This is a genomic window from Mycobacterium sp. IS-2888 (assembly GCF_001954215.1).
Lineage (GTDB): Bacteria > Actinomycetota > Actinomycetes > Mycobacteriales > Mycobacteriaceae > Mycobacterium.
In genome coordinates this window covers 1-724 of record NZ_MBET01000082.1, presented here as the reverse complement: position 1 = coordinate 724, position 724 = coordinate 1, and the positions used below count along the sequence as shown (strand labels likewise).

General features: G+C 65.5%; 2 pseudogenes. One reads left to right on the top strand and one right to left on the bottom strand.

Going from position 1 to position 724, the window contains the following annotated elements:
- Positions 1-247: pseudogene (locus A5745_RS15695) on the bottom strand (dihydrodipicolinate reductase); the annotation flags it as partial.
- Positions 248-404: 157 nt separating this feature from the next.
- Here A5745_RS15695 and A5745_RS15690 point away from each other — a divergent pair.
- Positions 405-724: pseudogene (locus A5745_RS15690) on the top strand (dihydrodipicolinate reductase); the annotation flags it as partial.

Sequence of the window (724 nt, the reverse complement as noted above, 5' to 3'; positions counted from 1 at the left end):
TGTGGGCGGGACCGCTGGCCGCGTAGATGACGCAATCGGGTTTGAGGGCGATCAGCGCGTCCGCGTCATTGGTGGCGGCGAGGCCGATCGGCTCGCCATTGGCGAGTTCGCCGGCGTCCCTGCCGACCTTCTCCGCGGAGTGCACCCACACGCCGACCAGATCCAGATCGGGGCGTCGGTGGATAGTGCGGATCGCGATCGACCCGATGCCGCCGGTCGCCCAGACCACTACGCGCTGAGCTGCCATTTCGTACCTCCTGTTAAGAGAGCGCACACTATCCTAACGAACAAATTTTAGGTTATGGTGCTGTTGATGTTCACGCTTAGGTTCGACCTGCGTGCGCCGGAGTGGGCCGGGCCGCCCGATGTGGCGTGGCCATACCTCGAACGCGCCGCGGCCGCTCATGAGTAGGGAGGTGAACCCCGTGCGTACCGTTGTGTGGTCGACGGGGGGAGTTGGGTCGATCGCCATCGATGCGATCCGCCGCCGGCCCGACCTGGAACTCGTTGGGGTATGGGTGCATTCGCCCGACAAAGTCGGCAGGGACGCCGGCGAACTCGCCAATGGCGAGCCGATCGGCCTCGCCGCCACCAATGACGCGGACGCGCTGATCGCCCTCAAACCCGATTGCGTCATCTACGCGGCCAGCGGTCCCGAGCGCGATGCGCTGGCCATCCCGGACTATGTTCGGCTGCTCGAAGCCGGAATCAACGTCGTCACGAC